12 protein-coding genes are annotated in these 12,000 nt (G+C 60.6%); 10 read left to right on the top strand and 2 right to left on the bottom strand.

Annotated features, from left to right (window positions below; genetic code table 11):
• Positions 1-23: 23 nt before the first annotated feature.
• Positions 24-248, top strand: a complete 225-nt coding sequence (locus Q0G85_RS00100) for a hypothetical protein (protein WP_297153375.1) — start codon at positions 24-26, stop codon at positions 246-248.
• A gap of 627 nt (positions 249-875) precedes the next feature.
• On the opposite strand, the gene Q0G85_RS00095 is transcribed toward Q0G85_RS00100, so the two are convergent.
• Positions 876-1,319 (bottom strand): GatB/YqeY domain-containing protein, encoded by a 444-nt coding sequence (locus tag Q0G85_RS00095; RefSeq protein ID WP_297153373.1) that lies wholly within the window; start codon positions 1,317-1,319, stop codon positions 876-878.
• A gap of 237 nt (positions 1,320-1,556) precedes the next feature.
• Here Q0G85_RS00095 and Q0G85_RS00090 point away from each other — a divergent pair, with 237 nt between their 5' ends.
• The 9 genes from Q0G85_RS00090 (at position 1,557) to purB (ending at position 9,980) form a co-directional block, all read left to right on the top strand.
• Complete coding sequence (locus Q0G85_RS00090; RefSeq protein WP_297153371.1) at positions 1,557-2,045, top strand: PH domain-containing protein; 489 nt, start codon at positions 1,557-1,559, stop codon at positions 2,043-2,045.
• A complete protein-coding gene (locus Q0G85_RS00085) occupies positions 2,045-3,826 on the top strand; it encodes a PH domain-containing protein (protein ID WP_297153369.1) in 1,782 nt (593 codons plus the stop codon). The genes Q0G85_RS00090 and Q0G85_RS00085 overlap by 1 nt, the downstream gene beginning before the upstream one ends.
• A 5-nt stretch (positions 3,827-3,831) precedes the next feature.
• Positions 3,832-4,710, top strand: coding sequence for a hemolysin III family protein (locus Q0G85_RS00080; protein ID WP_367116843.1), 879 nt, complete (start codon positions 3,832-3,834; stop codon positions 4,708-4,710).
• Between the two features lie 90 nt (positions 4,711-4,800).
• Complete coding sequence (locus Q0G85_RS00075; RefSeq protein ID WP_297153367.1) at positions 4,801-5,670, top strand: hemolysin family protein; 870 nt, start codon at positions 4,801-4,803, stop codon at positions 5,668-5,670.
• Positions 5,671-5,689: 19 nt separating this feature from the next.
• Positions 5,690-6,028 carry a PspC domain-containing protein gene (locus tag Q0G85_RS00070; protein ID WP_297153364.1) on the top strand — a complete coding sequence of 113 codons (339 nt, stop codon included), beginning with the start codon at positions 5,690-5,692 and terminating at the stop codon, positions 6,026-6,028.
• A gap of 258 nt (positions 6,029-6,286) precedes the next feature.
• Complete coding sequence (locus tag Q0G85_RS00065) at positions 6,287-7,063, top strand: CMP-2-keto-3-deoxyoctulosonic acid synthetase (RefSeq protein ID WP_297153363.1); 777 nt, start codon at positions 6,287-6,289, stop codon at positions 7,061-7,063.
• 91 nt (positions 7,064-7,154) lie between these two features.
• Positions 7,155-7,817, top strand: coding sequence for a TrkA family potassium uptake protein (locus Q0G85_RS00060; protein ID WP_297153360.1), 663 nt, complete (start codon positions 7,155-7,157; stop codon positions 7,815-7,817).
• A 69-nt stretch (positions 7,818-7,886) separates the two neighbouring features.
• On the top strand, positions 7,887-8,558 hold the full coding sequence (locus tag Q0G85_RS00055) for a TrkA family potassium uptake protein (protein ID WP_297153357.1): 672 nt from the start codon (positions 7,887-7,889) through the stop codon (positions 8,556-8,558).
• 78 nt (positions 8,559-8,636) lie between these two features.
• A complete protein-coding gene (gene purB, locus Q0G85_RS00050; protein WP_297153354.1) occupies positions 8,637-9,980 on the top strand; it encodes an adenylosuccinate lyase in 1,344 nt (447 codons plus the stop codon).
• Positions 9,981-10,614: 634 nt separating this feature from the next.
• On the opposite strand, the gene Q0G85_RS00045 is transcribed toward purB, so the two are convergent.
• Positions 10,615-11,769 (bottom strand): FAD:protein FMN transferase, encoded by a 1,155-nt coding sequence (locus Q0G85_RS00045; protein WP_297153351.1) that lies wholly within the window; start codon positions 11,767-11,769, stop codon positions 10,615-10,617.
• Positions 11,770-12,000: the final 231 nt, after the last annotated feature.

Below are 12,000 nucleotides of genomic sequence, written 5' to 3'. Positions count from 1 at the left end.
ACGGTGAGAAAGGAGGCGCACCTATGATGGGTTTGGTTTGGACGCCGTCGACGATCGTCGTCGCGCTTGTCATCGCCGTGTTGGCCGTGTTGGCGGTGCGCCGCATTGTGACGCGCGGCCTGTGCGATTGTCACGACCACTGCGGGGACGGCGATAGCTCTCGCGGAGGATGCGGAAGCTGCCATGGCTGTTCTGGCTGCGGCGCCGTCGACTGCATGGTGGCTGACATGAACAAGGCGCTCAGGTAGCGCGTCGTTCACGTGAGATGAAGCGAGGGCCGGGTGCGAAAGCGCTCGGCCCTCCTTGCGTTTGGGGAGGGTTCTTGCGCGAAACGGCGCGTGGGGTGCCCTGCGGGTCTTCTTCTGCCAACGTCGCTCGCGGTGCCTGCGAATTCTCCTACCAAATCGCAAGACATTTGTGGAGGAATTGTAAACCACGGTTAACCCCATTGACTCATTCGTAAGGTTAACCTAAGATAACAAATGTCAGAAGCAAGGGTTCGAAACCCCCTCCCTCTCTCAGGAAAAAAGAACCCTCTGACCAGCACACCTCTTAATGCTGACCCGGTGGTGGAGGCTCCTCTCGTCTGGCCATCCATCACACTAGCCGGTGAGGGCTCACCCCCCCCTCGCCCTCACCGGCCTCCTCTCCTTCGAAACGAAAACGCCCGCGGGCGTTTTTTTGCCTCCGTATGGACTCCCCGCACGGCAATCGCGCCCGCGACCTTCCGCGCAGCTTCCCCGCGCCCGACTTTCCGTATGGTCGACCCGCGCAACGTACGTCGCTCGCCGCAAAAAACACAGCGCCCGGCCGTTCGAGACCCTTGCGGGCATCGAACAGTCGGGCGCTGCAGAAAGCGACTAACGGGCCCTGCGCTAGGCGAGGCGTTTGCCAAGCTCGGCTGCGGCTTGCGCCTTGTCGAAGTTGCCGCCGGTCGCCTTCGTGAGTGCTCCCATCACCTTCCCCATTTCCTTCTTCGAGGAGGCGCCAGTCTCGGCGAGCGTCTTCTCGATGAGCGCGACAAGCTCGTCGCCTGAAACCTGCTTGGGGAGATACGACTCGAGGATTTCTACCTGCGCGGTCAGAAGGTCGGTGCGCTCCTGGTTGTTCGCGGCCTTGATGGAGCCCTCAAGCGTCTCCTTCGTCTGCTTGATCACGCGCTTGAGCATGGCGTCGACGTCGGCATCCGTGATGTCGCGGCGCTCGTTGACCTCGATGTTTTTCACCTCGCCGTGCACTTGGCGCAGGATCGACACCCGCGCCTTGTCGTGCGCCTTCAGCGCGGCCTTGATTTCGTCTTGCAGCTCCTGGTATTTCATGGTTCCCTCTTTTCTGCTGCGCAATCGATTCAGCCTCCCCATCGTACACAATTTGGCTGGGCCATGCAGGCTTCTGCAAAAAGGTGACAAATGTCATCGATGCCGTGAGCAGGTGCAATGCCGATATCGCCTTTGCGAGGCGCTGGCTTCCCCATTCGCTTTACCTAAAATTTGCCTCCGCTTGCTATTATGGGGAAAGCGTTCGCGCCGTGTGCGCATTCGAGAAAGGCTCTCCCCATGAACGGTATCCCCCAAAGCAAGCTCGATTCTCGGGTGAAAAACGTGTGGCGGGCGAACGACGCCATCTGGATCGTGCTCGGCTACCTTTGCTGCGCCGTCCCCTTCGTCATCTGCGCCGCGGTCGATCCGGCTCCCTGGGCTTTCGCCGTCGTTGCCGTGCTCTCGGTCGTCGCTGCGGTGCTGCTCGTCGTTTTCCTCGCCGTGCTGCCACCCATTCGCTACATCCGCTGGCGCTACGAGCTTCACGACGACTACCTCGACATCGCCAAGGGCATCATCTGGCGCAAGCGCTACATCATCCCCTTCATCCGCGTTCAGAACACCGATACGCGCCAGGGGCCGATTCTGCGCGCGTTCGGGCTCTCGAGCGTCACCGTCGCCACGGCAGCCGGCGAGCATGTCATCCCTGGGCTCGCAAACGATGTCGCTGACCAGGTGCGCGACCGCGCGGCTGAGCTTGCCCGCCTCGCGCGCGAGGACATGTAATGGGCGGGCCCGAGAACCGCGAGAACCGTGAGAAGCACGCGGTCCGCGAGAACCGCGAGAAGCATGCGGTTCATTCCAGCTATATCTGGCTTGGCGGGCTGCAGGGTGCCGCTGCGGTGTTCGCGGTGCTCCTCGTTGGCGTGCTTCCCCAGCTCATCCCCGAGTTGTTCGATCCCGACAGCCTTGGCGGGTACGTGAACGGCGGGCTTGCCGTAATCATCATCGTCCTGGTGTTTCTTGTCACGGTGGTCATTTCGTTCGCCGTGAGCCTGCTCTACCACCTCGCGGCATACAAGCATATCTGGTACGAGTTCGGCGACGAGGAATTCAGCTTCTATTCAGGCATTTTCAATAAGAAGCGTGTCCATGTGCCCTATCGGCGCATTCAATCGGTCGATCAGGTTGCCTCGCTGCTCCAGCGGGTGTTCGGTGTGTGCACGGTGCAAATCGACACGGCGGGCGGTGCCTCGAACAAGGCCGTGTCGGTGCCGTTTCTGCGCAAGGCGGACGCGGAAGCGCTGCGGGCCGACCTGTTCGCGCGCAAGTCAGCGGCCGTCGGGGCGCCTTCTCGGGAAGCTGACGCCTCGAGCAACTTCGGCAACGTGCTCGATGCGCCTGCCGAGGTGTGGGACGACGTGCGCGGCGTGTTCGCTGGGCGCGAGGTCGACACGGGGCGCATCTCCTTCCAGTACGGCATGACCAACGGCGAGCTCATTCTCACCGGGCTTTCCAACAACACGACGCTGCTGCTTGTCGTCGTCGGCATCATCGGCGCGTTCTCCCAGGTCGCCGATATCATCTCGCAGGTTGCGGGGGATGCGGGCGGCGCCGTCGCGGGGGCGGTTGCCGATGCGGGCCTCGCACTTTTCGGGAACAGCCTCATCGCCCTTATCGCCGCTGCCTTCATCGCGTTGTCCCTGCTCATCTGGATGATGTCGGCGCTTGGCACCTGCATCTCCTTCGGGGGCTTCAAGGCGCGCCGCCGCGGCGACCGCATTGAGGTCGAGCGCGGCCTTCTTCAGCACCGCTTCCACGGCGTGTCGGTCGATCGCGTGCAATCCGTCATAGTGAAGCAGAGCTTCGCCAGGCGCATCTTCGGCTTCTGCGAGGTGTCGCTTGGGAAAGTGGACGCGTCGAGCGGGTCGGGCAGCATGGAGGACTCGCTTTCCGAGGGCGCGCTTGTCATCCATCCCTTCGTGAAGGTCGATCGCGTGCCCGAGATTCTCGCGGGGCTTATCCCCGAGTTCGCCGACCTGCCCGCCGAGCGCCGCCGCGTTCCCAAGGTCGCGCTTCGCCGGGCGCTGGTCAGGCGCACAATCATCCAGGGCTGGGGGCTGTGGTGCGCGGTGGCGCTCGCGCTTCTCCAGCTGGGCGTCGCGTTCGGCATCAGCACCTGCGGCGATGATTTCATGACGGCGGGGGAGCTTTTCTGGTTCGATCGCATCGCCCTTGTGTGTTACGTCGCGTGCGCGGTCGCCGAAGTGCTTGCGGCCATAAGCGCGATTCTCTGGGCGCGCTCGTCGTGGTTCTCGTTCAACAGGCGCTTTATGCAGGTAGAAAACGGCGGCCTCGGCTCGGTCTCGGTTTGCTTGCCACGCGAGAAGATCCAGTTCGGCTTCTCGAAGTCGAACCCCTTCCAGCGCCGTGCGAAGGTGGCGACCGTTACCGCGCGAACGGCTGCGGGTTTGCAGGGCACCTCGACCAGGCTGATCGACGCATGTGAAGAAGATGCCGCCGCATGGCTGGCGTGGCTTACCCCAGGGGGAAATGTGATAGAGTGATAGCCATGGACACACATGCGACATCCGATTCGAAAGGCGGCCGAAGTTCGGCGCCAGATCCTTCAGCGCCTGGGCCTGCCGCTTCTCACGACGCTCCTCTGACTAGCACGTCTCCGTCGTGTGCGCAGGGTCATCCTTCCGCGCCTCGCGCATGGACTCCTTCCCAGTTCAAGCCGCGCACCATTTCCGAAGCGCGCGAACACAAAGACGAACCCGCCAACACTTCCGCAAACGCCGATCGCGCTCGCCGCAACGTGCGCGAGTACACGCTTGGCGAGGAAATCGCCAACTCGGTGACGCACGGCATCGGGGCGCTGCTCTCCATCGCAGCGATTCCCATTCTCGTGGTGATTGCGGTGCGCGCGGGCGGCGGCGTGAAGCTGGCCGCGGCGCTTGTCTACACCATCACCATGCTGGTGGAATACCTCATGTCCACGCTCTATCACGCTATCGCGGTGGATCGCGCCAAGCGCGTGTTCAAAGTGCTCGACCACAGCGGAATCTATCTGTTCATCGCGGGAACATACACGCCATTTTGCCTGGTCACGCTAGGTAATGATGGCGGCATCTACCTGGCGGTGTTCGTGTGGGTCGTCGCACTTGCGGGCGTTGCCTGCGAGGCGTTTTGGGTATTCCGCCCGCGCTGGATCTCGGCGGTGCTCTACCTTCTTTTGGGGTGGTGCGTTATCTGGTATCTGCCGGCGCTTTTGGCGAACCTTCCCATGGAGGGCCTCGTGCTCTTGGTGGCGGGCGGCCTGGTCTATTCGATCGGGTGCATATTCTATGTGTTGAAGAAGATTCCCTACATGCATTCGGTGTTCCACGTGATGGTCGATGCGGCGAGCGTGCTGCAGTTTCTGGCCGTGGCGCTGTATGTGATGTAGCGGCGAATCGACCGGTTGCGCCCGCGCGGCGTGACCAGCGAGTTTATCGGGGTTGACATCCCCGATGAGTACAAGGAGTGAATGGTTGCGATGGGCGACGAGGAGCAGAAGGGCTTGACCGGTTTCTTCTCACGTTTTGGATCGGCGAAGAAGCAGACGGTTTCCGAGGAGGAAATCAAGGACATCGTCGCCGACAACGACGAGCTTGCCGACGACGAGAAGCGCATGATCCACGACATCATCGACTTGGGCGACATGTCGGTTCACGAGATCATGCAGCCGCGCGTCGACATGATCATGGTCGAGGACACCGAAACCGTGCGCACGGCGGTCGAGCGCATGCACGGCACGGGCTACTCGCGCCTTCCTATCTTCCACGAAGACGCCGACCATATCATCGGCATCGTGCACTACAAGAACCTCGTCGGGCCGCTTATCGACGGCCACGAGGACGACCTTGCGGCGAAGTACGCCTTCGAGCCCCTGTTCGTTCCCGAGTCCAAGGACATCTTCCCGCTGCTCAAGGAAATGCAAACGAATCGGCAACAGATGGCCATCGTGGTGGATGAGTACGGTGGAACCGATGGTTTAATTACCATCGAGGATATCATCGAGGAAATCGTGGGCGAAATCGTCGACGAGTACGACATGGAAGGCAAGGAAATCACTGAGGTCTCCGATGGCGTATGGCGCGTCGACGGGCGTTTTCCGATCGACGAGGCGGCGGCGCTTGGCTGGCCGGTTGCCGAATCGGAGGACTACGAGACCATCGCCGGCTGGTTGATTGACACGCTCGATTTCGTGCCGGAGATGGGCGACGAGTTCACGCTGGGCGGTTATTCGTTCAAGATCGAACGCATGCGCCGCTCGCGCATCTCCACCATTCGCGTGGAGCGCCTGGCCGACGGGGCCGGCGCTTCGACCGAATCGGAGGAGGTGTCGGAGGCGCGAGCGCACTAAGGCGAGGGAAAGGGGCATCGTGGCCGAAAAGAAGCTTACGCGAGCTGCGGGTGCACGCCTTGGCGGCGTGTGCGCTGGCGCCGCGCGCTACTTCGGCATCGACCCGATCATCGTGCGCATCATCGTCGTTGCGGGCTCGCTTCTCACGGGCGGTCTTCTTGCTGTTGCCTATGTGGCGATGATCTTTGTTTTGCCTAAATCGTCGGTTTCCGAGGACGTGTTCGATGTCCGCCCCGAGTCGGCGTCTTCCGACAAATTCGGGCCTATTGATTGCAGTGCGCCGCCGGTCGAAAACGAGCGACAGACCTATGTGGGGGTTGGCCATTTGCCGCCGAAGCCGCCGCGTTCGTTCCGCTAAGTGTGAAGCTCGCTTGGCTTTGATTCTAAAACGGGAATAATAATCATCAGGCGCAACAGATTTTATCTCGTAGATTATCGAACAAACCGTGGAGCGCCCTCCACAAGATTTTGCGCGAAGACCCCCGCATAGGGTAAAATCTTGCCTTGCAAACAACAGCATAAGCTCTTACTCAGGCAGCAATCCCACTCACAATTCAACACGCTGTCACCGCCTTGGCGGTTAGGTCTCGTGCTGTTCGAGAAAGGTTGACACTGCGTGGAAACACGTCAAAAGCATATGAAGAAGACGGGCTTGGTCGCGAAAATTGCCGCGATCGGGTGCGCCTCCGTCGTGGCGGTCGGCTGCTTCGGCTACGGCCTTGCCGCGGCAGGCGGCTCGTCGTCTCCGTTCGGTGGCACGGCTTCTTCCGCGCCGGCTTCTGAGGCGCTTGTATCCAACGTATCCGACGCGTCGGTTGGCGGCGTTTTGTCGCAGCCCGCATCGCGCGACATTTCCCAGGGCGTACAGGCTGTCGAAGCTGAGAAGGAAGCCGAGCGCATTGCTGCCGAGCAAGCTGCCCTCGCCGAGGAGCAGGCTCGCATCCAGGCTGCCGAGCAGGCGCTTGCCAAGGCCCGCTCCACCGATGCCGCGTCTGCGATGTCCCAGCTCACCGAAGTGGATTGGAGCTGCGGCAAGGACGCCTTCATCTCCGAGTGGACAACTCGCATCAACAATTATCTCGCAGGTTCCCCGCTTGCCGGTCAAGGCGAGACGTTCGCCACCGCTGCGTGGAACAACGGCGTCGACCCTCGTTGGTCGCCGGCCATTTCCAACACCGAGTCCACCAAGGGCACGAACTGCTTCTTGCCGCACAACGCGTGGGGCTGGGGTTCCACCGGTTGGAGCTCGTGGGAAGAAGCTATCAACGCCCATGTCGCGGGTCTCGCGAAGGGGTATGGCTACACCATCAGCTACTCGAATGCGCAGAAGTACTGCCCGCCGAACTACGACAATTGGTTCCGCGATACGCTTCGGGAAATGTCGAAAATCTAACGTATGGTTGAAGGCCGGGCGCACGTCCGGCCTTTTCTTTTCCGTATGCGCTATGCTTATGCCCTAACGGCGATACGGCGAAAGGCGTTTTATGAGCAATGTCATCGTGGTGGGATGCGGGCGCGTGGGCTCCCAGCTTGCCAACATGCTTTCCGACAACGGGAGCAATGTCTGCGTGATCGACAAGAGCGCCGACGCGTTCGCGAACCTCGGTCGGAATTTCAACGGCTCCACGTTGCAGGGTGTTGGATTCGACGAGGAAACCCTCGTGAAGGCGGGTGTGGACGAATGCGATGTCGTTGCGGCAGTCACGCAGCTCGACAACACGAACCTCATGGTCGCCGAGGTCGCGAGCCATCTGTTTGGCGTTCCCCACGTGATCGCGCGCTTGTACAACCCCGACCACGAGCGCGCCTACATGCAACTTGGTATCGATTACGTGTGCGGCACATCGCTCGTTGCCGAGGACGTGTTCTCGAAAGTGGTGTCGGGCCATGGCGCGCATATCGACACCTTCGGGGAATTCGAGGTGCTGCGCTTTTCCCTCGATTTGAGCTCTCGCGAGGGGAAACGGACGATTCGCGTGGGCGAACTCGAGCGCGACCACGACATCCGCATCATCGCCTTCGAGCGCGGCGACGGATCGGCGAGCTCCATTCCCAACAAGGAAAGCGTGCTCTACCATGGGGACTCGGTGCTCGCGTGCGTGCGCCACGAGCTGATTCCCCTGTTCAGCAAGTATATTCAAGAGTAGGAAGCCAGCCTGGCCGCATCGCGTTTCACGCCTTGCGCAAGATAGCTCCCTCTCTGTGAAAGGGCATCCATGTATGTAGTGATCAACGGCGGCGGCAAGATCGGCGCCTACCTTGCGAACGTGCTGCTGAAAAGCGGTAACGAGGTCGCGGTCATCGAGCAGAACCGACGCACCGCCGACAGGCTGTCGGTGGAGCTCACGGGCCGCTACCTCATCATCCACGGCGACGGCTGCGACTCGAAGTTCCAGGAGGACGCGGGCATCCGCCACGCCGACGTGTTCGTCGCGACGACCGGTCAGGATGACAGCAACCTCGTGTCGTGCGAAATCGCGCAGCGCGTGTTCAACGTGCCCCGTTGTATTGCGCGCGTGAACAGCCCGAAGAACATGCGCATCTTCCACGAGGTCGGCATCGAGAGCGTGTCTTCCACGACGCTCATTGCGAACATGATCGAGGAAGAGGCCCTCATGGGTTCGGTGAGCGTTGTGTCCTCGCTTACGCACGGTAATGTCGCGCTTTCCGAGGTCACGGTGCCACGCATGCGCTACCACTCGAACGCCGACGGGGTGCTCGTGCGCGACATCCCCATGCCCGACGGCAGCCTGATCGTTGCCGTCGACACGGCCGATGACGTCGAGGTGGTGCGCCACGACACCGTGCTGCACCCCGGCGACAAGGCGGTCGTCGTCGCCGACACCGAAGCGCTCGACCGCGTGCGCGCTTTGTTCAAGGGGCTCTAACCTGCGCGCGCGAGCGTATAGTATGCTAAGCGGAAAACGAAACGGGAACGATTAACACGGGAAAGGCGAGCAAGCGCAATGATCAACCGCTATACGCGTCCTGAGATGGGCGCCATCTGGGAGCTTCAAAACAAGTTCTTCATCTGGAAGGAAATCGAGATTCTCGCGTGCGAGGCTCAGGCTGAGCTGGGGAAAGCCGGCATTACGAAAGAGGAAGCGAAGTGGATTCGCGACCATGCCGACTTCACCGTCGAGCGCATCGACGAGATAGAGAAGGTTACCAACCACGACGTCATCGCCTTTACCACCAACATGGCCGAGTACATCGACGCCGAGGTGCCGGAGGGCGAGGAGAAGCCGTCGCGCTGGGTGCACTACGGTATGACCAGCAGCGACCTGGGGGATACGGCTCTTTCCTACCAGATCACCCAGGCGATCGACATCATCTTGGCCGACGTGAAGCAGCTTGGCGAGACGTGCAAGCGCCGCGCCTTCGAGTTCCAAAATACGCTGTGCGTGGGCCGCACCCATGGCATCCATGCCGAGCCGATGACTTTCGGCATGAAGTTCGGCAGCTGGGCATGGGCGCTGAAGCGTGCGCAGACGCGCCTTGAGCAGGCTCGCGAGGTTGCTGCGACGGGAGCGATCTCGGGCGCGGTGGGCACGTATTCCTCCATCGACCCGTTCGTCGAGCAGTATGTGTGCGAGAAGCTGGGTCTTACGCCCGACCCGCTTTCGACTCAGGTGCTCGCGCGCGATCGTCACGCGCAGGTGATGTGCGCGCTCGCATGCGCCGCGGCGACGCTCGAGTCCATCGCCATGCAGGTGCGCTTGCTTCAGCAGTCTGACGTGATCGAGGCTGAGGAGCCGTTCAAGAAGGGCCAGAAGGGCTCGTCGGCCATGCCGCACAAGCGCAATCCCATCACGGCTGAGCGTGTCTGCGGCCTCGCTCGCGTGGTGAAGGCGAATGCCCAGGTGGCGCTTGATAACGTGGCGCTTTGGTACGAGCGCGACATTTCGCATTCGGGTACCGAGCGCGTGGCGCTAGCCGACTCGTTCACTGCGCTCGATTACATGTTCGGCAAGATGCAGTGGATCTTGGACGGCCTGCAAACGTATCCCGACAAGATGGAGCACAACTTGTGGCGCACCCGCGGGCTCATCTTCTCTTCGAAGGTGCTGCTTGCGCTCGTGCAGACGGGCATCACGCGCGAAGAGGCATACGTCATCGTGCAGCGTAACGCCATGAAAGTGTGGGAAGACATCCAGAATGCCGTCGAGGGACCGACCTATCGCGAGCGTTTGGAGGCAGACCCCGAGGCAAAGCTTTCGAAGGAAACGCTCGACGAGATTTTCGACCCGTGGGATTTCCTCACGCGCAAAGACGAGGTCTTCAAGCGTCTCGAAGGGCTGGAGTTCTAGAGGCTTTTAGGCTTGTAGAACGCAAGGGGCGTTTATCAGTGGGCGTTGGCGCAGGCCAACGCCCATTTTTGATGGAAAAGCTTTTGGGTCGGCTGTTCCGCTGGACGAAAAGTACGTCTGGTTAGAGGTGCTGGTGCTGATGCTGATGCTCTTGAGTTTCGGGTGATTCGAGCCCCTCGGCAACTTGCAATCCGCCTCGGCGCTTGAGGCTGAGAGTTTTTGTACGAAAATGCCACTTTTTTATGACGAAACTGTAAAGTAGACCCCATTATAATAAAAAATGTGGAATAACTATTTCAATAATTGTCTTGTATGGGACGATTTTGGGACAATTGAAGCTCGAAATCGCTCATCTTCACCATTCCGTCACAACTTACTGTCGTTTTTGTACAAATAGGTGCCTAACAATGCTACGGAGTGAGCCTATTCTCGTGCAATCCGCGCTTCGTGCCCCTTGATTCTCTCGCCGCGCGCGTCTCGCTCGGTTCGTGCAAACCCTCGCGCTCTCGTTCAGCCAGAGACCTCGTACAACCTGCATTTCCCGCGTTCGCGGGCGCGCCCCGCGTTGACGGGCGAACCCTCGATTTTGGGCACCCGCAGCTCTCGCTTTTCGCGCAGTTCTCGCGCCCGCGCGTTACTTCAGGAGCTCGACGCCGGGTATCTCGCCAGCTCGGGTCTCTTCGAGAATCTTCTCGTTACCAGCAATGGCCACGGTTCCGTCTCGCCCAACGAGGAGGACGGCGGCATCGGTCTGTTCGCGGATAAAGGCCGCAGCGCGTTCGCGCCCCATGATGACGAGCGCCGTCGACAGGCCGTCTCCTTCCAACGACGTGCGCGAAAGCACCGTTGCGCCCGCGAGGTCGCTTTCGCAGGGGTATCCCGTTTTCGGGTCGATAAGGTGGTGATACATCTTTCCCGTCGTCTTGTCGAGAAAACATCGCTCGTAGATTCCGCTCGTTACCACCGACAAATCAGAACAGGAAAGAACACACAGGGGCTTTTCGGGCTTTCTTTCCAAATCGTGAAGCGCACGCGTGTCGATGCCGTGCGGCGAACGGGCGATAGCCTCGTACTCGATTCGCTTTTTCTGCTGGTCGCGATGGAAATCAGGCGAGCGAACACCGACGTTCCACGGCCTGCCGTGAGGTGATTGCCCTATGACGACAACGTTCCCGCCAAGGCTTATGAACGCGTCCCGCACTCCTCGCGTTGCCAGCAAGTCGCGCACGCAATCGGCGATGTAGCCTTTCGCGATGCCTCCAAGCGTTATCTCCACCTTGGGATCGGTGACGACGATGGTGTCGGCGGTCGCATCGACTCGCTGCCAGCCTACGTGTAGAAGCGCTCGGGCAACATCGTCTTCCGAGGGGACGCGCGCGGTGTGAAAATTCCAAAGGCGGGCGAGCGGTGCCAGCGTGATATCGAAAAGGCCGCCCGATTTCGAACAATATCGAAGCGCCTCGCGAACGAGCGCCGCCGTTTCCGGATCAACCTTCGTGCGCTTGCCCTCTGCATGGTTCACGGCCCAGATATCACTTTCGGGCAGCGTGTGGCTGAGGAGCCGCTCGTATCTTGTGCAAAGGGAAACTACCTGATCAAGGTCGCCTTCGCTTGCGCGTGCCTTCACGAGGCAGGTCGTGTCGAATGCGTGGAACCAACGCTCGCGCCACTGGATTTCCTCGGGGTGGGGTTCATCCGCCGAAGAAGAATGGAACGCCTGCACTGAGGAAGAATGGAACGCGTCCGCCAGGGGAGGGCGGGGTGCGTCCTCGGAGGAAGGCTGCGGCATGTCAGCCGAAGAAGGTTGGAGCATGCCTGCCGAGGAAGGGCAGGACGCGCGGTGGCTGTTGCTCGAATCGACATCCGGGCTGCTTGTGTAATCGTTCACCGGTGTTCCTTGAAATCAGGCGTGAAATGTATCAAAAAAAGTTATACACGGCTTACCAATATATGTCAACTGTGGTAAACTTCCTTGCCGACACGGGGTGACATGAATTGATTGTCCCGAAATGAGCCCACA

This window comes from uncultured Ellagibacter sp., assembly GCF_934617235.1.
Lineage (GTDB): Bacteria > Actinomycetota > Coriobacteriia > Coriobacteriales > Eggerthellaceae > Ellagibacter.
This window is presented reverse-complemented; position numbering and strand designations above follow the sequence as displayed.